The following is an 18,228-nucleotide window of genomic DNA, read 5'->3' as shown; positions in this document are numbered from 1 at the left end:
GTGCGCGGTCGTCGTGGTGGACGGCCGAGCATTCCCGCCTTCAAGTTTCCGGCCGCCCGCTTGAACGCGGAGGCCGGCAGTTCAACTTCGGTCAGCAGTACGGCGTCCGTCCTCCGGCAAGTCGCTCATCGAGCGAAGACGGGTCGCTACACCCACGCAGTGAAGGGCTACCGGGCCTGGCGTGGAGGACGGGCTGACTACGCATCACCCCGGCGGTCACCGGGTCACCAACGGACGAGGGGCGCAGCGGGTCGAACCGCTGCGTCCTGCTGAGCGCGTCCGGACCCCTAGCCGGACGCGCTCCCCATCATCCGCACGAGCAAGGGAGCACCGATGAGCACCACCGCACGCAAGATCAGGAAGCGCCGCCGTCATGCCAGCCTCGAACGGGCGGCGTTCTTCGGCGGGGCACCGGTCCCGCCGTTCCAGCACCCCGTGAAGGTCGGCACGCCGGTCGCCGAGCGGGCGGTCAGCGTCTACCGGGCCGACCGTCGCATCGACGCGACGATGTCGCGGCTCGGGCTGTACGACGCGATCCGCAAGCACCTCGGCATCGGGAAGAACGGACGCGGCCGGTGAGCCGGCCGGCGCCGAGCGCCAGCAGGAGACGGTACTTCCGCCCCTGGGGCACGGACTCTCGCGGCGCCATCGTGAAGGAGACCGACGCCGGCCTCACCGTCCGTTACGACCACGAGCCTGGCCGGGAGCACTTCATCCCGACGAAGGAGCTCGCCCGCGTCGGACGGATCGTCACGGACCACCCCCGCCAGTGAGCGGGCACGTCCACCTCTTCATCAGCACCTGCGGGCGCTGGGCATGCGCGTCGTGCTCAGCGCCCGCTTCTCTTCCTCCCGAAGGAGCTCGGCATGAACCCCGACCCCGCGATCTCAGAGGCGTACGCAGCCGGCCGCGCAGCGGCACAACGGGAACTGCGCGCGAAGCAGGAGCAGTCGCGACGCTCGCAGCCCAAGCGGAAGCACACGCGGAAGGGGCACCGACGGTGAGCGCGCTCGACGTCTTCCAGTACGCGGATCGCAAGGCAGGCCGCGACTCGACCCTCCTGGCCGGTGCCGAACAGCACCTCTACATCGTCGAGTACGTCAACGCCGGCGTGAAGGTCGGAGTTACTGCTGACCCGCCCTCGCGGCTGAAGGCACACGAGCGGGCCGCGCGGGCCCATGGCGGTCAGGTCGGGCGCATCGCTTTGTCTGGACCCCACTCCTGCTCCAAGGAGAACGAACGGTCACTGGTCCGTCTGGGCGGTGCAGGTAACCGCAGCGAGTACCTGCCAATCACCTTCGACGACGCGCTCAAAGCAGCCGAGGCGCTGTCTTACCCGCGGGCGGACCGCGACGCGTTCGCTGCACGAACTGAAGCCGGATTCAACTTCCTCAAGGCGCTCGTCCTGAGGAGTGACCGGTGAACGCGGCAGCCGTGGTGCAGTTGCGCTTCGAGGGTGCGCCCGTGCGAACCGTCGTGATCGACGGGGCGACCTGGTTCGTCGCGAAGGACGCGTGCGACGTACTCGGCATCCGCAAGTACCGCGACGCCACTCAGCAGCTAGCAGCTGACGAAAGGGTGTCCACGGCCGTGGACACCCCTGGCGGCACACAGGCAATGACGGTGGTGAACGAGCCTGGTCTGTACGCCCTGATGCTGTTGAGTCGATCGGGCCGGGCTCGCTCCTTCCAGCGCTGGGTGACGCACGACGTCCTCCCGGCGATCAGGAGAACTGGGCAGTACGTCGCCCCGGCGCCGGAGGACGACGCGTCGCTCGTCGCTCGGGCGTTGCAGGCGTCCGCTCGGATGCTCGAGCAGAAGGACGAGCAGATCGCTGTGCTCACGCCGCGGGCTGCAGCGTGGGACGAGCTCGCGGACGCCAGCGGTGACTACGAGGTCGCCGACGCGGCGAAGATCCTCGCTCGCGCCGGCATCGAGACCGGACGTCAGCGCCTCTTCGACCAGCTCGAGTCTCTGGGCTGGATCTTCCGCGGTCCGGCGGACAAGTACGGGCCCGGCAAGTGGAAGGCCCGCCAGGTCGCAGTCGACTCCGGCTACCTCGCCGAGCGGCCGCAGTCCCACCACCACCCGCGCACCGGCCTGGTCGTCATCGACCCGCCTCAGGTGCGCGTCACCATCCGCGGCCTCGAGCGTCTCCGCGTCCGACTCGGACGGCTCGACGCCCCCGCGCTCCACGCAGTCGAAGGAACGAACGCATGATCACCTCCTACGCACCCCAGGACCTCCGCACCGAAGACCCGAGACGGACCGCGTCGATCGAGGACGCACGCAGCACCGTCGCCGCTGGTGTCCGGCGCCGTCTCGGTGACGACTGCGACGACGTGCTGAACATGCTCGGCCTGGCGGTGACGTCGTGACCGCATCACCTGTGGGGCAGTACGAGCAGCTCGAGTCGCTCTCGATCGGCGTGCTGCGGACCAAGCTGACGCACCGGCGTGAGCGGCTCGCGCTCGCTGAGGCGGCCGGTCGTCCGGGCCACATCGCACGTTGCCGCGAGCGCGTCGAAGCTCTCGAGATCAAGGTCCGCCGCCTGGAGCAGACCTCAGGCGCCCGGGAGGACGCGTCGTGAAGCGCTCGTTCGAGGACGTGTCGATCGCCGCCGTGACCGCGCTGACCGGTGTGGGCGTGCTGACGATCGTGGTGCTGCTGTTCACGGGAGCGACGCTGTGACCGCCCCGATCGTGCTGTACGGCACCCGCTGCGTCCGGACCTGGTTCCCGCCACACCGGTTCGACGGGGACTGCTGTGCTTACGCCAACGCCAGCGTTCGCGGCCAGCTCTGGTCGCGTGTCGCTGAGGGCCGGAAGCAGGTGTGGTCGTGAAGGGCGCGCTGGTCCTCCTCGGCTTGGCGCTCACCATCGGACTCGGCCAACTCTGCGCACCCGCAACCGTCAACGGGTGGACGCTCGTCGCCGTCGTCCTCACCATCTGGGGTGCCGTCGTCGGCATCGCCGCACACGAACGAAAGGAAGGGCGATGACCCTCAACTCGTATGAGCTCGCCGCCGAGATGCGAGACGCCGCCGAGCACAACTTCCAGGCCGGCAACCACCAGACCGCGGGGACGCAGGCGCTCATCGCGATGATGCGGCTGCAGTTCGCCGCGGCGGAACCGGTGCGCATCGAGATCACCCCCGGTGCGTTCGACCAGGCGGAGGCAGGCCGCATCGCCGCTTCAGAAGCGAGACTCCAGCTGCGGAAGCCGACCGTCACAAGCGCCGCGATCCCGACCGTCCAGGGCGTCTACCAGGCAGCGAACGGCACGCCCTGGTTCAGGTCCGCGGCGGAGACCACGAAGCCGTGGCTCGACATCTACAGCGCCCACGGTACTGACCGGTGGTTCACCGACGAGGAAGCCGCGAAGCACGCCCCCTTCACCCGAATGGAGGCCGTCGCATGAGCGCCGTGCACCTCGAGGTGGAGGGCAAGCTCTACCCGTCCGCGGACCTCGACTGGGTCTACTACGCACCGTGTGGCTGCGTGGCGGGCTGGATGGTCGTCGGTACCGACTTCACCGCCGACCAGGCGTGGAAGCACTTCAACGACGGGACCGACCCAGCGTTGGCGAAGCGCGACCAGAAGCTCGGCGCGCGCATGGAACTTCACCCCCGCGACGCGCTCCCCGAGCTGACGAAGAAGTGCCCGCACACGCCGACATGGGGCGTCCCCGCCCGGCCTCAACTCACCGACCACACCTGGCTCGTCAACGACGGCTACGGAGCACGACGCAACGACAAGGCTCACCTGTTCAACGATGGCTCGCGCCGATCACTCTGCGGCAAGCACGAGAACCGGTACGGCAAATACCAGGCCTACGAAGTCGCCGGACGGCTCGAGTGCGCCACATGCATGCGCAAAGCCGCGAACGTTACGGAGGCCGCAGCATGAGCGCGACCGAGCACGCTGGGACAGCGAAGGTCACCGTCGTCGACGGGAACGTGCACGTCACGCTCCCCGAGGGCAGCTACCTCGACTTGACGCCCGACATGGCGGAGCGCTTCGCATCGCGCCTCCTTGTCGAAGCCGCCCTAGCCAAGGGGCAGAACCCTCCCGCGATGATGATCGTCGCGGCGGTCGGCGCATGACCGGCCGCATCGAGCTCGACCTGGACGAGCAGGAGTACCACCGCCACCCGGCACTGTCGTCGACTCAGGCACGGAAGCTGCTCGAGTCGCCCGCTAGGTACCGGTACGACCGCGACCACCCGGAACCCCCGAAGCGGGAGTTCGACCTCGGGACTGCCGTGCACTCGAAGGTCCTCGGGGTCGGCGCTGATACGGTCGCGATCCCCGACGACCTCCTCGCATCGAACGGTGCCGCCTCGACGGCGGCCGCGAAGGCGTGGATCGCTGAGCAGCGTGAGGCCGGCCACACCCCAGTGAAGGCGTCCGTCGCCGACCAGGTGAACGCGATGGCCGAAGCGGTCCTCGCGCACCCCGTCGCCCGGGCCCTGTTCGAGCAGCCCGGCAACTCGGAAGTGTCCGTGTTCGCCACCGACCCCGACACCGGAGTGGACACCAGAGCGAGGTTCGACTTCCTCCCCGACTTCACCGCCGACGACCCCATCGCCGTCGACCTGAAGACCAGCGGAAAGGTCGCCTCCCCGGAGGAGTTCGCCCGCACCGTCGCCAACCACGGCTACCACATCCAGCAGGAGTGGTACCTCGCAGCTTGGGCTCTCGCCACCGGCGACTTCACCGCACGCATGCAGTTCGTCGTCGTCGAAGCGGACGCACCCCACCTCGTCGGCGTGTACCCGCTCGCCCGTGAGTTCGCGGAGATCGGCCGCATGAAGGTCAGGCAGGCGCTCGAGATCTACGCCGCCTGTTCCGCCGCAGACGAGTGGCCCGGGTATGCACTGCGGCCCGATCCGCTCCAGCCCCCGACGTGGTTGATGTTCCAGGAAGGAGCCATCGCATGACCCAGCACCTGTGGGATCCCGAGCACGACTACTACGGACCAGAGTCCAACTGGTTCGCCACCGGCGCCCAGCAGAGCGGTTACTCGAACACGTGGGAGAGCTGGGGTGAGTTCGCGGACGGCTGGGGCCAACCCATCGACGGCCTCAACTGGCTCTACCGCTTCGACTGGATCAAGCCCAGCGCCGAGGACGTCGAGACGTTCCCCGACGAAGACCACCGCGACTACGTCCGCCTGTTCTACCTGCTCCCGCGCAAGGGCATCCTCCTCGACCACACCGTGTACGTGACCGAGGCCGACGAGGCCGCCGTCCGGGCGTTCCTCGAACCGGCTGCCGAGTACACGCGCCGCATGTGGGCACCATTCATGGAAGGAGCGACCGCATGACGATCGCTACTCGAAAGCCCACTGGCAGGCCGTCGTGGCCACTGCTCCTCGCTGCCGGCGGGGAAGGCGCGGGGAAGTCGTTCCTCGCCGCGGAGGCGTCAGCGTCAGACCTCATCGGCCGCACCTACTGGATCGGCCACGGCGAGCAGGATCCCGACGAGTACGGCCTCATCCCCGGCGCCGACTTCGACATCGTCGAGTACGACGGCACCGTCCGGCAGCTGCGGCAGATCGTCCGCGACATCGCCGCCGAGCCGAAGGGTGACAAGCCGACGCTGCTCGTCGTCGACTCCGGCACGAAGGTGTGGGACACGATCAGCGAGAACGCGCAGCTCGACGCGAATCAGCGTGCTGCTCGCAACGGCCGCCGCGGTGACGGCGACGCCACGATCGGCGTCGACATCTGGAACAAGCACAAGGCGCACTGGCGGGACATCATCGACGCCCTCCGCCTCCACGACGGCCCGGCGATCATCACCGCCCGGTACGAGGAAGTCGCCGCCATGGGGAAGGACCCCCGCACCGGGAAGACAGTCCCCACCGGCGACAAGGTGTGGAAGGTGAAGGCCGAGAAGGGCCTCCCGTACGACGTCGACGCCGTCGTGCACATGCCGATCCGCGGCACGTACACGCTGTCGAAGGTCCGGTCCGTGCGTCTGCAGCTCGAGGAGCCCCGCGAGTGGCCCGGCTTCACGATGGACGCGTTCTGGCGGGCCCTCGGCCTTGCCGACGTCGAGACGGGGCGCTCCGCCTACGCCACCCCCGTGACGGAAGAAGCGGACCTCGTCGACGAGTCCGGACGCGACTGGCTCGCCGAGCTCGCCGACACGCAGGGCGACGTCGACGCGATCACCGCACTCGGCTCAGCCGCTCGAGCAGCGCATGCCACCGATCAGGTCCTCGCCGTCATCCGCGGCGCGTACCAGGAAGCGAGACGAGGACCCGATGCCGTGGACTCTTGACCTGCCGTTCGAACGGCCACCGCTGACCGAGAACCAGCGCTGGTCCCACTGGGCACCGAAGGCGGCCATGACCAAGAAGGTCAGGGCCGCCTCTTCGTTGCTCGCCAAGCAGCAGCGGATCCCCGCGCTCGGCACGTGCACGGTGCGGCTCGTCTGGGTCGTGAACACACGCCACCGCCGAGATGCCGACAACATCACACCCACGTTGAAGGCCGCCTGCGACGGGCTCGTCGACGCCGGACTCGTCCCGGACGACACCCCGGCCCTGATGGACAAGCGGATGCCGGAGATCGAGTACCGGCCCGAACAGCCCGCCGGCCTGCAGCTGCTCATCACCGAGGGCATCGACCGGTGAAGCACCTGCCCATGCGCCCCGAGGAGGACGCCATCGTCCGCGAACGCTGGGCAGCCGGCGTCCGCGACACCCACATCGCACAGGAACTCGGCCGATCGCAGTCGATGATCCACCGCACCCGAAAGCGGCTCGGCCTGCTGCCCACCTACGGGCGCGGCCGGCCCACTCGAACCGAGAGGAGAGGCTGATGCTCGCTGGCTTCAGAGCGCAGAACCACCCGCAGCAGACCGGCCTTCGCGGAGCGCTTGACGAGGTCGACGACCGCGGCACCCATCGGGAGTACTTCGATCCGTGGAACGAGCGCTTCGGCGGCTTCACTCTCGATGTCGCCGCGGCGCCGCACAACGCGAAGTGCGAGCGCTACTTCACCCGAGAGGACGACGGCCTCGGACAGTCGTGGGCCGGCGAGCGAGTGTGGTGCAACCCGCCCTACTCGAACCTGTACGCCTGGGTCAGTAAGGCCTGGGCAGAGTGGCCGACCAGTCGCGGCGTCGTGATGCTGCTGCCCGCCAACCGTCCCGAGCAGAAGTGGTGGCAGGAGCTCGTAGAGCCGCACCGCGACCGCAACGGCTCCCCGCTGTCAGTGGAGTTCCTACCTGGCCGGATGCGCTTCGACCGCCCGAACGTCACCATCAGCCCGAAGGGCGACCGCCCGCCGTTCGGCTGCGCCCTGCTCATCTGGGCCGATCCCCGCGCCGTGGCGGCATGAGCAGCGTCGAGCCCGGCGACTGGATGGTCAGCAAGGCGAACCCGTCCGCGTTCCTCGAGGTCGTCGCCGTGTCCACCGAGAACGGGCAGGAGCTCGTTGACGTGCGCATCGGCCAGACCGTCATGCAGGTGTCCAAGCGGTATCTGCTTGCCACATGGAGCCACCTCGAGGACGAACGGTGAACGCCGCGGACGTCGTCGCTGTCCTCGACCGGACGCAGCTGCAGTTCGTTTCCGAGGACGACCTGCAGGAGTCGATACGGACGGCGCTCATGGCCGCCGGTATTCCGGCCGAGCGTGAGCGCCGGCTATCGGACGGCCGGTCCCGCATCGATCTCTTCGCCAACCCCGGCATCGGCGTCGAGGTGAAGATCGACGGCTCCTGGGCCGCGGTCGTCCGCCAGCTGCAGCGGTACGCGAAGTGCCCCGAGATCGACGAGCTCATCCTCGTCACCTCCCGAAGCAAACACCACCGGATCCCGACGGAGCTCGAAGGGAAGCCGGTCCATCTCGTCTCCCTGATTGGAGCAGCCCTGTGACCCGCACCTACGGCACCTACGAATACGTCCCAACTGGGCACCAGTGGACGAACGGCAAGCCCGCATGGTCGCTGAAGCTCGAGCCGGCCGTCGCAGTGAGAGCGAAGCGCGTCTTCGCCCGATCTCGTTCCACCACCGCCGGCCGTGTGCTGATGCTCGCCACCGACGAGACCGCCCGCGACATCACATGGATGATGGACCGCTGGCCGCTCGATGCCGCGGACGACCGCAGCGCCCACATGCTCACCGCGGCGACCGACAGGCACGCGGACCGTGAGCGGCAGATCGTCGAGGCGCTGACATCGGGCAAACGGCACGCTCCGCTCACGGTTCAGCCGGCGAAGGAGCCGCGCGAGTACCAGCTCACCGCGATCGACCTGCTCCGCGCGTCGGGGCGTCTGCTGCTCACCGATGAGGTGGGCCTCGGCAAGACGTTCACCGGGCTGCTCGCCCTCGCGCACGACGACGCTCTCCCTGCCGTCGTGGTGCCGCCGACGCACTTGCCGTCACGTTGGGTGGCGGAGCTGCAGGACGCGTTCCCGATGCTGACGTTCGAGGTGGCGAAGAACACGAAGCCGAGCGAGGCGTTCATCGCAGGCGACCGACCCGATGTCCTCATCGTCCCGTACTCGCGCATCGCCGGTTGGGCGCATCACCTGCAGGGGTGGCCGCAGACAGTGATCTTCGACGAGTTCCAGGACCTCCGCGCCGGCACGTCGACGATGAAGGGCACCGCCGCCGCGCAGATCACCCGCGAAGCGAAGTACGCGATCGGCCTCACCGCGACGCCGGTCTACAACTACGGCGGCGAGATCTGGAACCTGATGGACATCCTGTCGTCCGGAGTCCTCGGCACCCGCGATGAGTTCCTCCGCGAGTGGGGTGCGCAGCACGGCAACCACGTGTCCGTCAGCGACCCCGCCGCGCTCGGCTCCTACCTCCGCGAGCAGGGGTTGCTCCTCGGCCGCACCCGCAAGGAGGTCGGACGGGAGCTGCCACAGACGATCAAGGTTCCCCAGTTCATCGACGCGAACTCCGCCGCACTTGAAGCGGTCGCAGGAGACGCCGCGGCCATGGCCCGGCTCATCCTCGACGACACCGCATCAAGGCAGGACAAGTTCCGCGCTGCCGGCGAGCTTGACTGGAAGATGCGTGAGGCGACTGGGATCGCGAAGGCGCCCTACGTCGCCGAGTTCGTCCGGCTGCTGCTCGAAGCGGAGGAGAAGGTCATCCTCTTCGGCTGGCACCGGGCCGTCTACGACATCTGGAACGACATGCTCAGCGGCTACAAGCCCGCCATGTACACCGGCACCGAGTCGCCGAAGCAGAAGGACGAGGCGCAGGACGCGTTCGTGAACGGCGACGCACGCGTCCTGATCATGTCGCTCCGCTCCGGCGCCGGCGTCGACGGCCTGCAGAAGGCCTCCCGCACTGCCGTGTTCGGAGAGCTCGACTGGTCGCCGCAGGTGCACGAACAGGCGATCGGACGTCTCCGCCGCGACGGCATGTCTGACGAGCCGCCGGTCGCGTACTTCCTCAACAGCACAGAGGGATCCGACCCGGCGATCATGGAGACGCTGCAGGTGAAGCGGAACCAGGCGGAGCCGCTGCTCAGCCCCGACGGGAAGCTGTTCACGAACAGCGTGCAGGACACATCACGGGCCCAGTCGCTAGCGAAGCATGTCCTCGACATCGTGTCGGACCGAGGCCGGAAGTGATCGGCCCGAAGGAGCCGCGGCCGTCCGCTGCGGACGAGAAGCGCGCCTACGCCATCGTCAACGACCGGGACGACCTGCTCTGCCAGCGCTGCCTCGGCTGGTGCGGTGCGCCACAGCGTGACCACCGCAAGAACCGATCCCAGGGCGGCCTGACCGTCGCCTCGAACCTCTGCGTTCTCGGCGAGACGTGCCACCGCTGGAAGACAACGGAGGTCCGCGACGCCCTGATCGACGGATGGGCAGTCCCCGGCTGGGCGGATCCGCGCGAGTGGCCGACCCGCCGCTACTTCCGCACGCCGCTCAACACCGTCCGGAAGGGCTGGGCGCTGCTCGACGACGTCGGCGGCGTGCACGAGATCAGCGAAGACGAAGCGCGCAAGCGCATGGAAGGAGTCCTGCCGTGAAAGCACTGACCGTGAGGCCTCCGTACGCGGGGCAGATCGTGACCGGCCGGAAGCTCGTCGAGAACCGGACCCGGCCGACGTACTACCGGGGGAAGATCCTCATCCACGCCGGCGCCGCCGTGCACGACCACTTCAAGGAGATCGCCTCGACGGTGACGGACCCGATGGGCGCGATCGTCGGTGAGGTGACGATCCTCGGGTCGCACAGCGCCGCCGGGTGCACCCGTCTGGACTGCCGTGATCTGGGCGGGTTCCGTCCAGGCAGTGCGGAGGTCGACTTCAAGGACGGGCCCCTGCACCACTGGGTGCTGTCCGACCCGGTGCAGTACCGGGAGCCGGTGCCGGCGACTGGTGCGCTCGGGTACTGGGCACCGCCGGAGTCGGTGATGGAGCGGGTGCGCGAGCAACGGCGCCTGCTGCACGACTGATGGATGTCGGGTACACGTTCTCCGCCCGCGGGACGCTCGAGCGGCTGTCGCTGTTCGTGCCGCCGGAGTTCGAACCGCCCCTGTCCGTGACGGTCACCAGGGACGGCGCCGACGTCGTGTTCGTGCGTCTCTCCGACGTGGAACTCACGTGCGGTGCTGTGTCCGGAGTTACCGGGAAGTGCACCTCCGCCGAGTGCCACCGCCGAGTCATCGGCGAGTGCCAGTGCGGCCGCCACAAGGGACTCCTCGAGCAGGACCCCGACGACCAACGACCGCGGATTGAACTCCGCGCTGCAGAAGGGAGAGGGACCTGATGGTGTGGCAGAAGATCGACGACCAGTTCGGCGTCTCCCAGAAGGTCATCCGCATCCCACGAAAGCGCCGGCAGCAGTGCGTCGGCCTGTGGGTGCTTGCCGCGAACTACGCGGTACGGGCACTCACCGATGGGGTGATCGAGGAGCACGAACTCGACGAGCTCGACGCCCGCGACGTCGACGTCGCAGAGCTCGTCCGTGTGGGGCTGTGGCATCACCACGGTGACCGATGTGACAGCCCCCGGGATCAGTGCAGGCCGGCCCCGAAGGGCGGCGTCTCGATCCACGACTTCCTCGCCTACAACCCGAGCAGGGAGAAGGTGATGGCTGATCGGGAGGCGGAGCGAGTCCGGAAGGCATCCCAACGGCAGTCCAAGCGGAGTCCCAGTGGGACACCGGCCGGACGTGATCCGGTGTCCGAACACCCCGTCCCGTCCCGTCCCGATCCCGTCCCGACCCCTGGACTGGACATGACTCACGAACCAGAAGTCCGTCCAGTAGGTGACGTTGTCGCGTTGAGGACGGACAACGAGTTCGAGGCATCAGTCAGAGAACGAGCGACCGCTGCTGGTGTGCGTGACCTGCCTCGGTTGCACGGTCTCCTCGCACGAGCAGTGAAGCCCGTCGGCCCGTTGTCGCCGGCTGCTTCGGTGGTCCTCATCGAGGCGATCACGAACCGGGCGACCGGTGAGGTGAAGGACGTCGACGCGTACGTGGTCGCCGCTGCTCGGAACCAGGGCGACGTGCAGGGCATGTACGTCGCCGAGGACCTGCAGTGGATGTCCGAACGTGACCTGAGGAGCGCGTCATGACCGACGACACGTGGTGGGCGTTCATCGCCGGCATCGACAAGCAGCAGCTGCTCCGGGAACTACCGGGCAGCCCTGACGACCGGCGGATGCGGGAGCAGCACGCAGCACACGCCACTCGTCTGCGGGCGGCGGCCGCAATCCCGTCCCCGGTCGCTGACGAGATGGCGCTGGAACGACGCATGGAGCTTGTCGCCGCGTCACGGCGGTGGCGTGCGAACCAGGTCAGGAACAGACAGCGCGGCAACGCGCGGACAGGAGACGCAGCATGACCGACAGCAGCATCATCCAGCAGGCCCGCGACGTGCTCGGGAAGTGGCGCAAGGAAGCCCGCGAGGGGCGGTGGCACTTTGCCTACATGGTCCCGAGCAGCAAGAACCTCGGAACCATCGACGGCGACATGGAACGCGCCGAGTTCTATGTCGCGTCGGACGTCACCAGCGAGGACGCCCGCCTGGTCGTCGGCACCGCGGGCAACCCCGACCTCCTCGACGCGATCGATGGCTTGTTGGCCGCAACGGCCGGGGGACTTGCTCAGGGATTCAAGTCATACCCGGGCTTCACCTACGCCGAGCGCATCGCCGCCGCGATCATCGCCGCCGACGAGCGGATGACGTCGTGAGCAAGCCGGAGCCGACCGCGAAACAGCGGCTGGCTCTCGCCCAAATGGTCACCCGAGCGCGCGACGAGCACGGTGTCGAGTCGATGCCCGACTGGTCCGAATCACATCCCTGGTGGCTCACCACTTACCGGGACGAGACCCGCCCCGGACGCGGTCGCGACATGGACACCGTGCTCTGCACCGGAGAGCACTTCGTGCAGATCACCCTCGACCCGTACGGCTCCGGGTCGCTCTCCGTCGCAGCAGTCGACTGGATCCACTCCGACTCGGACGACGAGTGCGACTGCGACGAGTGCGCACGCATCAACGCATGACCCGCCGCACCCTCGCCCACCTAATCGCCCGCAGCAGCCCGCTGCACCCCCTCAACGAACCAGGAGAACGCATGACCAGCCCCACCCCGACCCGCACCGTCCGGGTCTACACGAAGCCGAACTGCCAGGCGTGCGACGCCACCAAGCGATGGCTCAACAACCGGGACATCCCCTTCGAGGTGGACGACATCACCACCGAGGCGAACCTCGCCGCCGCGAAGGCCCTCGGCCACCAGCAGGCACCCGTCGTCGTCGTGTCCAACGGCACGCCCGGCGACGAGCAGCACTGGTCCGGCTTCAACCCGTTCGAACTCGACAAGCACCTCGGGGCAGCAGCATGAGCGCCACCACCCAGTCCAAGAGCAGCGGCGTCGGCTTCGTCGGGCTGCTCACCATCGTCTTCATCGTCCTGAAGCTCACCGGCGCCATCGCGTGGTCCTGGTGGTGGGTCCTCTCACCGCTCTGGATCTCGACGGGACTTGCGATCGTCGTGTTCGTGATCGCGATGGCCGTGATCGCGGGCACGGGAGGTCGGCGCTGATGTCCGGCGAGACCGTGATCACCGTGGTCGGCAACCTGACCGCGGATCCGGAACTGCGGTACACGCAGAACGGGCTGGCGGTGGCGAACTTCACCATCGCTGCCACTCCGAAGGTGTTCGACCGGCAGACGAACGAGTGGAAGGACGGGGACGCCCTGTTCCTCCGCGCGTCGGTCTGGCGTGACTTCGCTGAGCACGTCGCGGGCAGTCTCACGAAGGGTTCCCGCGTCATCGCGCAGGGCCGCCTACGGCAGCGCAGCTACCAGGACCGTGAGGGCGTGACCCGCACGAGCATCGAGCTCGAGGTCGACGAGATCGGCCCTTCGCTCCGCTTCGCGACCGCGCAGGTCACCCGGGCGCAGGGCCAGGGCGGCCGTGGCGGTACGACTGGCGCTCCGGCGGGTAATCAGACCGACCCGGCGTGGAACACCGCACAGCCGGGCACGCAGCAGAACGACGTGTGGAGCACGCCGGGCAACGAGTACAACGACGAGACCCCCTTCTAGGAGAACGAGACCCATGGAACAGATCACCAAGCGGCTCATGAACTGGGCCAGCATCCTCGAACCGAACACCCGTGAGCAGGCCGAGCGCTTGTCTCGCATGCCGTTCATCCACCCACACGTCGCCCTCATGCCGGACGCGCACCTCGGGAAGGGCGCGACCGTCGGGTCCGTCATCCCGACCGTCGGCGCGATCATCCCCGCTGCAGTCGGAGTCGACATCGGCTGCGGCATGATCGCGCTCCGCACGCAGCACAGCGAAGGTGAGTTCCGGGAAATGCTCGGCGGCGACCTCAGCTACCTGCGCCAGAGCATCGAAGCGCGTGTCCCGCTCTCCGCAGGCAAGTACAACCAGAAGATCGCGGACTCGGCCACTCCCCGTATCGCCGAGCTCGAGGACCTGGCAGCCGCCGCCGGCTTCGATCCGGCCACCTACGCGCCGAACTGGCGACTGCAGCTGGGCACGCTCGGCTCCGGGAACCACTTCATCGAGGTCAGCGTCGACGAGGAAGACCGGGTCTGGCTGTTCCTGCACTCGGGCAGCCGCGGCGTCGGCAACAAGATCGCGCAGCACCACATCAAGGTCGCCCAGGGCTACGCCGCACGGAACTACATCCGACTCGAGGACCCCGACCTCGCGTACCTCGTCGAAGGCACCGCCGAGTTCGACCGGTACATCGCCGAGCTCCGGTGGGCGCAGCATTTCGCGCTCCTCAACCGCGAGGAGATGATGCACCGCGTCGTCGCCCAGGTCGAACTCTTGACCGGCGTCGCCGTCGAGGTGTCCGAAAAGGTGAACTGCCACCACAACTACACCGCTGAGGAGCGCCACTGGGGCAAGGACGTGTGGCTGTCCCGGAAGGGCGCGATCGACGCGTCGGAGGGCACGCTCGGCCTAATCCCGGGGTCGATGGGCGACAAGTCCTACGTCGTCCGGGGCCGCGGCAACGCGCTCGCGTTGAACAGTTCCCCGCACGGCGCCGGCCGGCAATACAGCCGTTCGGCAGCCCGTCGGACGTTCACGCACGAGCAGCTGCGCGAGGCGATGGTCGGCATCGAGTACCGCGACACGGACGCGTTCCTCGACGAGATCCCCGGCGCGTACAAGCCCATCGACGTCGTCATGCACGACGCCTCCGACCTCGTCGAGGTCGTCCACACCCTCCGTCAGATCGTCAACGTCAAGGGCGACTGACCAGCACCACCCATCCGCGAGAGCGCCGACCCCACCACCACGGGGCCGGCGCTCTCGCGTTCTGCCCCAGGAGCGAGCACATGACCACACCCACCACCGCCCGCATCGCGCACGACAACCCGGACGAGTTCGCCACCCGCGGCCACTTCTCCGAGCCGTACTACGAAGCGATGAAGAGAGCGCTCGAGACCAGCGCCGACCTCACCGAACACGTCGTGTCGATGATCACCGTCGCCACCCGCGGCGACGACGAAGTGTCCGGCACGAAGGACGCCCCGCTGCCGTTCAACACGACCGCGTTCAACGACGCGAACACCCTCTACGGCAGCCTCGTCATGTTCGTCCGCCTATGGGCCGGACGCCTCCGCCGGCAGGCACCCGGCGCCGCGAAGAACGCGTGGACGAACGCGGAAGGACGCGTCGTCGGCCTGCCTGCGAACACCACCCCCGGCGACGCCCGCCAAGCCGTGTCCGTCATGGCGACCTGGCTGATCGCGCACCTCGAGGACATCTGCTGGCAGGACCAGACCGGGGACGTCGAGTACATGTCCGACGAGCTCCGCAACGTGTGGACCATAAAGTCCCGGTGGCCCACGAAGCGGCAGTCGTACTGGTCGCCGCTGCCCTGCCCGACCGACGGCGGCCGCGTCGCCGTGTACCCGCCCGAGACGGCAGACGCTGCGGAGACGGCAGCGTGCACCCAGTGCGGCCGCCAGTTCACCGCGGACGAGTACCAGGCGTACGTCCGCGCCTACAACGCCAGCCGACAGACGATCGGCGACAACGCAGCAGCGAAGCAGATGCGCGTCTCCGAACGCGTCAAGGCGCAACTGCTCGCCAAGTACGGGAGGACCGCATGATCGACCACAACGAGCGCGCCGAGGCAGCGCGGGCGCTCCGACAGGCAGCAGCCGACGCACGTGCGATGCACGACCCAGTCGCTCCGGACTGCGAGGAGTGGGCGTCGTGGCTGGACGCCCGCGCCGACCGCGTCGTCAGTCCCATCAGTGCGGGCACTCATGTCACTGACGGAAGTGACAGCAGTGAGCCGTCCCTCGAGACGGTCCTCACCACCTGGTACACGGACGAAGCTCGCGGCACGCACCTCGACTTCGACGACCTGCCCACGCTCGTCAAGCGGATCGAAGCGCACTACGCGACCGTGCAGCCGCCGACGCGCGAGCAGATCGCGGCGGAGGCCTACGCGGTCGTGCGACCTGTCGCTCGGTTCACTGACCTCGGCCCGGGCGGGCAGGCAATCTACCTACAGATGGCCGACGCCGTGCTCGCCCTGTTCCCGCAGCCGACCCCGACCGCCGAGCCGTGCGGGCGGAAGGCATGGCCGCACGAGGAGTACCAGGACGAAGACGATGCGTGCATCTGCCTCCTCGACGGCGGGCACGAGGGGCTACATCAATGCGGCGCGGGTTGCGGCGTCGAGTTTGCGGGCGGCCTCCCCGCCGAGCCGATGGTGCCCCTTCGGGCAGTCATCGCCGTGATGGACCACTACGACAACGGCGACGGCGAGTGCGAGCCGGAGGACCGCTGGCGACTGTTCCGCGACATGCGGTCGCTGCTCGAGTCCAAGCAGGTCGGCCGATCGCCCGCCGAGCCGGTGAGCATCGCCGACATGGCACCGGGCACGACGTTCACGGGGCGAATCTGGGGTGAGACCGACGATGAGTTGTGGTTCCGTACCGCGCTCGGCGCGGTATCTGCGTCGGGAGTTCGCGCCTCGGACGACCACATCGACCCGTCCACGATCCGCGACGTCACCCCGCCGCCCGCGACACCGGAGGAGGGCGACCGTGGGTGAGCCGCACCTCAGCCACCCGGGCGAGGTGCGCTGGTACAACGGGCATCACCCCCACCCGGTGCAAGGCCCCTGCCCACACACGACGTGCCGGCACAACATGCTCGGCACGATCGCGGAGGGCCCCGACCACGAGCACTACACGCTCGCCGTCTGCGCCGTCGAAGACCCGGGCGGCTGCAACCACGAGTGCCGAGCATGGACGGTCGAGTACCCAGCTGCCCACCGTCGCCCGTGGTTCACGCCGGACTGGCCGAAGTTCGCGCTGAAGCCCTGGCTGCACGTACCCGGCGGGAAGGGCGAAGGCGGATGACCGACGCCGACACTCTCCGTCGCGCCATGCTCGACGAGGCAACGAACAACGGCCCAGCAGTCACCCCGGCTGCTGGGCCGTCCCCATGGCGGTACCCGTACTGGCCCGCCCACGACATCGCCTACGAGGAGGAGGCCGATGTCCGCTGACAGCCCGTGGGATCGCGTGACCTACCGCCTCGACCCGAAAACGGAAGGTCCCGAACCGCAGGACATCGCGATGAAGGCGTACCTCGAAGAGCACCCCGACGCGCCCCGCATCGCTGGCGCCGAACTCGCCAGCACCGACGAACACGGCCACTGGGTCGACATCTGGCTAGACCCCGAGGAGGAAGCATGAACATGGAAGAGCAGCCCCCGCCCCGATCGCTCCGTCGTGAGCACATCATCACCGACCAGTTCACGTCCCTGTCCAACGCGGCACTGCGCCGCATCGCGGACCGGGCTGAGGAGATCATCGCCGGACGTGGCGAAGACGGTGTGTTCTCGTGACGGGCACCCTGTCCCGCATCGGACTCCTCATCGGCGCCGTCACTGCTGTCACCTTGGCGACGCTCTGCATCTGGACGGGTGACCCACGGTGGGCAGCGATGATCTTCGTCGCCATCCTTGCCGCCACCGGATTCATCATCGCCAGTTTCACCGAAGTCCCACGAAAGGAGCCGAACGATGACCGCCCCCGACCCGGAGCAGATGCGCCGGCGCGCAGCTGACCACGACACCGCCGCCCAGTACGGAGTGCTCCTCAAGGATGCCGAAGCTCACCGCGAGACCGCCGTCATGCTCCGTGCCGCCGCCGACCAACTCGAAGCGGTGCAGGACTGGGCCGATTCCGCGTTCGTTGTCGACGGCGGCATGACGAAAGCGTTCAACGACGGGTACATCTGCGCAGCGCGCGACTTGCGCACCATACTCACCGCCGAGACCGAACCCCGGAGTCTGAAGCGCGGCAGTACCCAGGCGAGCCGTGGACGTCGCTCGCTCGACGCACCGCACCCAGGAGGACCGTAATGAGTGACCAGATGTTCGATTGGGACGACCGTAAGCGGCTGCTCGATTGGTGGTACGAGGGGCGTGCTGAGGCGCGACGCGACGGCGTGAGGGACGATCTGCGCCTGACGTACTCAGGCCTTGTCTACGTCGCGCAGCAGGTGGAAGCGGCAACCCGAGAGGTGCTGGAGGCGTCCGATGACTGACCCGGTGCACACGGACGCGCTACGGAAGAGCGTCAATTTCGAGGCAGACAGCGACACTGCGTTTGCTCGTGGGGTCATGCTTCTGCAACGCGCTGTCATCGCATCGGCTGATGAGCTCGACCGCGTCCGGAGCGTGATCGCGAATGCGCCGCACGACAATCACTGCCC

Annotated in this window: 37 protein-coding genes; all 37 read left to right on the top strand. The window is 68.2% G+C overall.

Features of this window, described 5'->3' with window-relative positions; all coding sequences use genetic code 11:
• Window positions 1-333: 333 nt before the first annotated feature.
• The 37 genes from DEI83_RS06430 (at window position 334) to DEI83_RS06280 (ending at window position 18,060) form a co-directional block, all read left to right on the top strand.
• Window positions 334-579, top strand: a complete 246-nt coding sequence (locus tag DEI83_RS06430) for a hypothetical protein (protein WP_111080972.1) — start codon at window positions 334-336, stop codon at window positions 577-579.
• A 71-nt stretch (window positions 580-650) separates the two neighbouring features.
• Window positions 651-773, top strand: coding sequence for a hypothetical protein (locus DEI83_RS16195; RefSeq protein ID WP_258371079.1), 123 nt, complete (start codon window positions 651-653; stop codon window positions 771-773).
• Window positions 774-866: 93 nt separating this feature from the next.
• Complete coding sequence (locus DEI83_RS15875; RefSeq protein WP_181431101.1) at window positions 867-1,004, top strand: hypothetical protein; 138 nt, start codon at window positions 867-869, stop codon at window positions 1,002-1,004.
• Window positions 1,001-1,423, top strand: a complete 423-nt coding sequence (locus tag DEI83_RS06425; RefSeq protein ID WP_111080971.1) for a hypothetical protein — start codon at window positions 1,001-1,003, stop codon at window positions 1,421-1,423. Before DEI83_RS15875 ends, DEI83_RS06425 begins: the two co-directional genes overlap by 4 nt.
• Entirely contained in the window at window positions 1,420-2,220 is an 801-nt protein-coding gene (locus DEI83_RS06420; protein WP_111080970.1) for a BRO family protein, read from the top strand. Before DEI83_RS06425 ends, DEI83_RS06420 begins: the two co-directional genes overlap by 4 nt.
• The gene (locus tag DEI83_RS15870) at window positions 2,217-2,378 is read left to right on the top strand and encodes a hypothetical protein (protein ID WP_181431100.1); all 162 of its coding nucleotides are present in this window, start codon (window positions 2,217-2,219) and stop codon (window positions 2,376-2,378) included. The genes DEI83_RS06420 and DEI83_RS15870 overlap by 4 nt, the downstream gene beginning before the upstream one ends.
• Window positions 2,375-2,590 (top strand): hypothetical protein, encoded by a 216-nt coding sequence (locus DEI83_RS06415; protein WP_146243254.1) that lies wholly within the window; start codon window positions 2,375-2,377, stop codon window positions 2,588-2,590. The genes DEI83_RS15870 and DEI83_RS06415 overlap by 4 nt, the downstream gene beginning before the upstream one ends.
• 249 nt (window positions 2,591-2,839) lie before the next feature.
• Window positions 2,840-3,001: a hypothetical protein gene (locus DEI83_RS15865; protein ID WP_181431099.1), complete on the top strand. Its 162-nt coding sequence runs from the start codon at window positions 2,840-2,842 to the stop codon at window positions 2,999-3,001.
• Window positions 2,998-3,420: a hypothetical protein gene (locus DEI83_RS06410; RefSeq protein ID WP_111080968.1), complete on the top strand. Its 423-nt coding sequence runs from the start codon at window positions 2,998-3,000 to the stop codon at window positions 3,418-3,420. The genes DEI83_RS15865 and DEI83_RS06410 overlap by 4 nt, the downstream gene beginning before the upstream one ends.
• Window positions 3,417-3,908, top strand: coding sequence for a hypothetical protein (locus DEI83_RS15860; protein ID WP_181431098.1), 492 nt, complete (start codon window positions 3,417-3,419; stop codon window positions 3,906-3,908). The genes DEI83_RS06410 and DEI83_RS15860 overlap by 4 nt, the downstream gene beginning before the upstream one ends.
• Window positions 3,905-4,105: a hypothetical protein gene (locus DEI83_RS15855; RefSeq protein WP_181431097.1), complete on the top strand. Its 201-nt coding sequence runs from the start codon at window positions 3,905-3,907 to the stop codon at window positions 4,103-4,105. Before DEI83_RS15860 ends, DEI83_RS15855 begins: the two co-directional genes overlap by 4 nt.
• Window positions 4,102-4,941 (top strand): PD-(D/E)XK nuclease-like domain-containing protein, encoded by an 840-nt coding sequence (locus DEI83_RS06405; protein WP_181431096.1) that lies wholly within the window; start codon window positions 4,102-4,104, stop codon window positions 4,939-4,941. Before DEI83_RS15855 ends, DEI83_RS06405 begins: the two co-directional genes overlap by 4 nt.
• Complete coding sequence (locus DEI83_RS06400; protein WP_111080966.1) at window positions 4,938-5,327, top strand: hypothetical protein; 390 nt, start codon at window positions 4,938-4,940, stop codon at window positions 5,325-5,327. Before DEI83_RS06405 ends, DEI83_RS06400 begins: the two co-directional genes overlap by 4 nt.
• Window positions 5,324-6,289, top strand: coding sequence for a hypothetical protein (locus tag DEI83_RS06395; RefSeq protein ID WP_111080965.1), 966 nt, complete (start codon window positions 5,324-5,326; stop codon window positions 6,287-6,289). Before DEI83_RS06400 ends, DEI83_RS06395 begins: the two co-directional genes overlap by 4 nt.
• On the top strand, window positions 6,273-6,644 hold the full coding sequence (locus DEI83_RS06390) for a hypothetical protein (RefSeq protein WP_111080964.1): 372 nt from the start codon (window positions 6,273-6,275) through the stop codon (window positions 6,642-6,644). The genes DEI83_RS06395 and DEI83_RS06390 overlap by 17 nt, the downstream gene beginning before the upstream one ends.
• Window positions 6,645-6,831: 187 nt before the next feature.
• Window positions 6,832-7,353 carry a DNA N-6-adenine-methyltransferase gene (locus DEI83_RS06380; protein WP_111080962.1) on the top strand — a complete coding sequence of 174 codons (522 nt, stop codon included), beginning with the start codon at window positions 6,832-6,834 and terminating at the stop codon, window positions 7,351-7,353.
• A complete protein-coding gene (locus DEI83_RS06375; protein ID WP_111080961.1) occupies window positions 7,350-7,535 on the top strand; it encodes a hypothetical protein in 186 nt (61 codons plus the stop codon). Before DEI83_RS06380 ends, DEI83_RS06375 begins: the two co-directional genes overlap by 4 nt.
• Window positions 7,532-7,891 carry a hypothetical protein gene (locus DEI83_RS06370; RefSeq protein ID WP_111080960.1) on the top strand — a complete coding sequence of 120 codons (360 nt, stop codon included), beginning with the start codon at window positions 7,532-7,534 and terminating at the stop codon, window positions 7,889-7,891. Before DEI83_RS06375 ends, DEI83_RS06370 begins: the two co-directional genes overlap by 4 nt.
• A complete protein-coding gene (locus DEI83_RS06365; RefSeq protein ID WP_111080959.1) occupies window positions 7,888-9,609 on the top strand; it encodes a DEAD/DEAH box helicase in 1,722 nt (573 codons plus the stop codon). Before DEI83_RS06370 ends, DEI83_RS06365 begins: the two co-directional genes overlap by 4 nt.
• Window positions 9,606-10,013 (top strand): HNH endonuclease, encoded by a 408-nt coding sequence (locus DEI83_RS06360; protein ID WP_111080958.1) that lies wholly within the window; start codon window positions 9,606-9,608, stop codon window positions 10,011-10,013. Before DEI83_RS06365 ends, DEI83_RS06360 begins: the two co-directional genes overlap by 4 nt.
• On the top strand, window positions 10,010-10,441 hold the full coding sequence (locus tag DEI83_RS06355) for a hypothetical protein (RefSeq protein ID WP_111080957.1): 432 nt from the start codon (window positions 10,010-10,012) through the stop codon (window positions 10,439-10,441). The genes DEI83_RS06360 and DEI83_RS06355 overlap by 4 nt, the downstream gene beginning before the upstream one ends.
• An 886-nt stretch (window positions 10,442-11,327) precedes the next feature.
• Window positions 11,328-11,567: a hypothetical protein gene (locus tag DEI83_RS06345; protein ID WP_146243253.1), complete on the top strand. Its 240-nt coding sequence runs from the start codon at window positions 11,328-11,330 to the stop codon at window positions 11,565-11,567.
• Window positions 11,564-11,836, top strand: coding sequence for a hypothetical protein (locus tag DEI83_RS06340; protein WP_111080954.1), 273 nt, complete (start codon window positions 11,564-11,566; stop codon window positions 11,834-11,836). The genes DEI83_RS06345 and DEI83_RS06340 overlap by 4 nt, the downstream gene beginning before the upstream one ends.
• Window positions 11,833-12,186 carry a hypothetical protein gene (locus DEI83_RS06335; RefSeq protein ID WP_111080953.1) on the top strand — a complete coding sequence of 118 codons (354 nt, stop codon included), beginning with the start codon at window positions 11,833-11,835 and terminating at the stop codon, window positions 12,184-12,186. The genes DEI83_RS06340 and DEI83_RS06335 overlap by 4 nt, the downstream gene beginning before the upstream one ends.
• On the top strand, window positions 12,183-12,500 hold the full coding sequence (locus DEI83_RS06330; protein WP_146243252.1) for a hypothetical protein: 318 nt from the start codon (window positions 12,183-12,185) through the stop codon (window positions 12,498-12,500). The genes DEI83_RS06335 and DEI83_RS06330 overlap by 4 nt, the downstream gene beginning before the upstream one ends.
• Complete coding sequence (locus tag DEI83_RS06325; RefSeq protein WP_258371078.1) at window positions 12,497-12,841, top strand: glutaredoxin family protein; 345 nt, start codon at window positions 12,497-12,499, stop codon at window positions 12,839-12,841. The genes DEI83_RS06330 and DEI83_RS06325 overlap by 4 nt, the downstream gene beginning before the upstream one ends.
• Window positions 12,838-13,041, top strand: coding sequence for a hypothetical protein (locus DEI83_RS06320; RefSeq protein ID WP_111080950.1), 204 nt, complete (start codon window positions 12,838-12,840; stop codon window positions 13,039-13,041). Before DEI83_RS06325 ends, DEI83_RS06320 begins: the two co-directional genes overlap by 4 nt.
• Window positions 13,041-13,547, top strand: a complete 507-nt coding sequence (locus tag DEI83_RS06315) for a single-stranded DNA-binding protein (RefSeq protein WP_111080949.1) — start codon at window positions 13,041-13,043, stop codon at window positions 13,545-13,547. Before DEI83_RS06320 ends, DEI83_RS06315 begins: the two co-directional genes overlap by 1 nt.
• 13 nt (window positions 13,548-13,560) lie before the next feature.
• Window positions 13,561-14,739: an RtcB family protein gene (locus DEI83_RS06310; protein WP_111080948.1), complete on the top strand. Its 1,179-nt coding sequence runs from the start codon at window positions 13,561-13,563 to the stop codon at window positions 14,737-14,739.
• Between the two features lie 80 nt (window positions 14,740-14,819).
• Entirely contained in the window at window positions 14,820-15,599 is a 780-nt protein-coding gene (locus DEI83_RS06305) for a hypothetical protein (RefSeq protein ID WP_111080947.1), read from the top strand.
• Window positions 15,596-16,555, top strand: coding sequence for a hypothetical protein (locus tag DEI83_RS06300; RefSeq protein WP_111080946.1), 960 nt, complete (start codon window positions 15,596-15,598; stop codon window positions 16,553-16,555). Before DEI83_RS06305 ends, DEI83_RS06300 begins: the two co-directional genes overlap by 4 nt.
• On the top strand, window positions 16,548-16,865 hold the full coding sequence (locus DEI83_RS06295; RefSeq protein ID WP_146243251.1) for a hypothetical protein: 318 nt from the start codon (window positions 16,548-16,550) through the stop codon (window positions 16,863-16,865). The genes DEI83_RS06300 and DEI83_RS06295 overlap by 8 nt, the downstream gene beginning before the upstream one ends.
• A gap of 138 nt (window positions 16,866-17,003) precedes the next feature.
• Window positions 17,004-17,204 (top strand): hypothetical protein, encoded by a 201-nt coding sequence (locus DEI83_RS06290; protein ID WP_111080944.1) that lies wholly within the window; start codon window positions 17,004-17,006, stop codon window positions 17,202-17,204.
• Complete coding sequence (locus tag DEI83_RS15850; RefSeq protein ID WP_181431095.1) at window positions 17,201-17,356, top strand: hypothetical protein; 156 nt, start codon at window positions 17,201-17,203, stop codon at window positions 17,354-17,356. Before DEI83_RS06290 ends, DEI83_RS15850 begins: the two co-directional genes overlap by 4 nt.
• Complete coding sequence (locus tag DEI83_RS15845) at window positions 17,353-17,577, top strand: hypothetical protein (protein WP_181431094.1); 225 nt, start codon at window positions 17,353-17,355, stop codon at window positions 17,575-17,577. Before DEI83_RS15850 ends, DEI83_RS15845 begins: the two co-directional genes overlap by 4 nt.
• On the top strand, window positions 17,534-17,875 hold the full coding sequence (locus tag DEI83_RS06285) for a hypothetical protein (RefSeq protein ID WP_111080943.1): 342 nt from the start codon (window positions 17,534-17,536) through the stop codon (window positions 17,873-17,875). The genes DEI83_RS15845 and DEI83_RS06285 overlap by 44 nt, the downstream gene beginning before the upstream one ends.
• The gene (locus DEI83_RS06280; protein ID WP_111080942.1) at window positions 17,875-18,060 is read left to right on the top strand and encodes a hypothetical protein; all 186 of its coding nucleotides are present in this window, start codon (window positions 17,875-17,877) and stop codon (window positions 18,058-18,060) included. Before DEI83_RS06285 ends, DEI83_RS06280 begins: the two co-directional genes overlap by 1 nt.
• Window positions 18,061-18,228 lie beyond the last annotated feature (168 nt).

The organism is Curtobacterium sp. MCBD17_021 (assembly GCF_003234525.1).
Lineage (GTDB): Bacteria > Actinomycetota > Actinomycetes > Actinomycetales > Microbacteriaceae > Curtobacterium.
This window is presented reverse-complemented; position numbering and strand designations above follow the sequence as displayed.

Excerpts from the sequence above, each read along its gene's own strand:
- DEI83_RS06430 (WP_111080972.1), top strand. The coding sequence starts at position 334 with ATGAGCACCACCGCACGCAAGATCAGGAAGCGCCGCCGTCATGCCAGC.
- DEI83_RS15875 (WP_181431101.1), top strand. The coding sequence starts at position 867 with ATGAACCCCGACCCCGCGATCTCAGAGGCGTACGCAGCCGGCCGCGCA.
- DEI83_RS15870 (WP_181431100.1), top strand. The coding sequence starts at position 2,217 with ATGATCACCTCCTACGCACCCCAGGACCTCCGCACCGAAGACCCGAGA.
- DEI83_RS06410 (WP_111080968.1), top strand. The coding sequence starts at position 2,998 with ATGACCCTCAACTCGTATGAGCTCGCCGCCGAGATGCGAGACGCCGCC.
- DEI83_RS15860 (WP_181431098.1), top strand. The coding sequence starts at position 3,417 with ATGAGCGCCGTGCACCTCGAGGTGGAGGGCAAGCTCTACCCGTCCGCG.
- DEI83_RS15855 (WP_181431097.1), top strand. The coding sequence starts at position 3,905 with ATGAGCGCGACCGAGCACGCTGGGACAGCGAAGGTCACCGTCGTCGAC.
- DEI83_RS06405 (WP_181431096.1), top strand. The coding sequence starts at position 4,102 with ATGACCGGCCGCATCGAGCTCGACCTGGACGAGCAGGAGTACCACCGC.
- DEI83_RS06400 (WP_111080966.1), top strand. The coding sequence starts at position 4,938 with ATGACCCAGCACCTGTGGGATCCCGAGCACGACTACTACGGACCAGAG.
- DEI83_RS06395 (WP_111080965.1), top strand. The coding sequence starts at position 5,324 with ATGACGATCGCTACTCGAAAGCCCACTGGCAGGCCGTCGTGGCCACTG.
- DEI83_RS06390 (WP_111080964.1), top strand. The coding sequence starts at position 6,273 with ATGCCGTGGACTCTTGACCTGCCGTTCGAACGGCCACCGCTGACCGAG.
- DEI83_RS06380 (WP_111080962.1), top strand. The coding sequence starts at position 6,832 with ATGCTCGCTGGCTTCAGAGCGCAGAACCACCCGCAGCAGACCGGCCTT.
- DEI83_RS06375 (WP_111080961.1), top strand. The coding sequence starts at position 7,350 with ATGAGCAGCGTCGAGCCCGGCGACTGGATGGTCAGCAAGGCGAACCCG.
- DEI83_RS06340 (WP_111080954.1), top strand. The coding sequence starts at position 11,564 with ATGACCGACGACACGTGGTGGGCGTTCATCGCCGGCATCGACAAGCAG.
- DEI83_RS06335 (WP_111080953.1), top strand. The coding sequence starts at position 11,833 with ATGACCGACAGCAGCATCATCCAGCAGGCCCGCGACGTGCTCGGGAAG.
- DEI83_RS06325 (WP_258371078.1), top strand. The coding sequence starts at position 12,497 with ATGACCCGCCGCACCCTCGCCCACCTAATCGCCCGCAGCAGCCCGCTG.
- DEI83_RS06320 (WP_111080950.1), top strand. The coding sequence starts at position 12,838 with ATGAGCGCCACCACCCAGTCCAAGAGCAGCGGCGTCGGCTTCGTCGGG.
- DEI83_RS06315 (WP_111080949.1), top strand. The coding sequence starts at position 13,041 with ATGTCCGGCGAGACCGTGATCACCGTGGTCGGCAACCTGACCGCGGAT.
- DEI83_RS06310 (WP_111080948.1), top strand. The coding sequence starts at position 13,561 with ATGGAACAGATCACCAAGCGGCTCATGAACTGGGCCAGCATCCTCGAA.
- DEI83_RS06305 (WP_111080947.1), top strand. The coding sequence starts at position 14,820 with ATGACCACACCCACCACCGCCCGCATCGCGCACGACAACCCGGACGAG.
- DEI83_RS06300 (WP_111080946.1), top strand. The coding sequence starts at position 15,596 with ATGATCGACCACAACGAGCGCGCCGAGGCAGCGCGGGCGCTCCGACAG.
- DEI83_RS06290 (WP_111080944.1), top strand. The coding sequence starts at position 17,004 with ATGTCCGCTGACAGCCCGTGGGATCGCGTGACCTACCGCCTCGACCCG.
- DEI83_RS15850 (WP_181431095.1), top strand. The coding sequence starts at position 17,201 with ATGAACATGGAAGAGCAGCCCCCGCCCCGATCGCTCCGTCGTGAGCAC.
- DEI83_RS06285 (WP_111080943.1), top strand. The coding sequence starts at position 17,534 with ATGACCGCCCCCGACCCGGAGCAGATGCGCCGGCGCGCAGCTGACCAC.
- DEI83_RS06280 (WP_111080942.1), top strand. The coding sequence starts at position 17,875 with ATGAGTGACCAGATGTTCGATTGGGACGACCGTAAGCGGCTGCTCGAT.